This is a genomic window from Vibrio sp. 03_296, from assembly GCF_002265885.1.
This window is the reverse complement of the sequence record NZ_NPKW01000236.1, coordinates 1-860: the sequence shown is the minus strand read 5'-3', so window position 1 is coordinate 860 and position 860 is coordinate 1. Positions and strand designations below refer to the sequence as shown.

The 860-nt window shown below is 48.8% G+C and carries 2 pseudogenes; both read right to left on the bottom strand.

The window, feature by feature from the left end:
• Window positions 1-280 (bottom strand): annotated as a pseudogene (locus CIK04_RS23645) (D-arabinose 5-phosphate isomerase); the annotation flags it as partial.
• 22 nt (window positions 281-302) lie between these two features.
• A pseudogene (locus tag CIK04_RS23640) lies at window positions 303-860 on the bottom strand (calcium/sodium antiporter); the annotation flags it as partial.

Below are 860 nucleotides of genomic sequence, written 5' to 3'. Positions count from 1 at the left end.
CCCCACGTTCGATCATTCCTAAGTCACCGTGCGAAGCTTCCCCTGGATCGAACAAAGAAACAGAGGAGTGCCGGTCGCTGGCTAACGAGGCGGCGATCTTTTTCCCGATATGACCAGATTTCCCCATCCCCATAACAACCACTTTTCCGGCGTTATTCAGGATTAATTCGCACGCTTGCTCAAATTGCTCATCAAAATATTGCGACAACTGCTCAAGACCGCGTATTTCCGTGGCTAACACTTGTTTTGCTACTGCACGATAATCAAAGGACAGGGTCATGTGTACTCCTAGCGAGACAGTCTTACGCTGCCATGTTCATTAACAGATAGGCCTGATAACCGATAAAGCAGGTCAGTAGAATACCACCTTCCGTACGCTAATTCTGACGAGATTTGCCCATGCCATGACAACCAAAAGTAAGGAAATCGCCAGCATTACCCMAAAATCACGTCCCATTGCGTATTCACTAATAAATGACGGGTTGAGAATACCGGGGATCCCCATCACGGCAAGAATATTGAAGACGTTGGAGCCGATGATGTTACCGACCGCCATGTCATCTTCACCTTTCAGAGCACCCGCCAAAGAGGCGGCCAGTTCTGGCAGGCTGGTGCCCACGGCAATAATGGTTAAACCAATCACCAAGTCATCTCATGCCAAAGTATTTCGCAATGATGACCGCATTATCCACTAGCATATCGGCCGCGAGTGGTAAAAGGATCAGACCAATGACGATCCACATTGCGGCTTTGGGATTGCTGACGCCTTGAGGAATTTCCGACTCTTGCTCTTCTAAGAAGGCATCTCCGGTTTTTTGTCGCGACGGCTGATTTTGCAGCATCGCGACTAGGAATAAGGT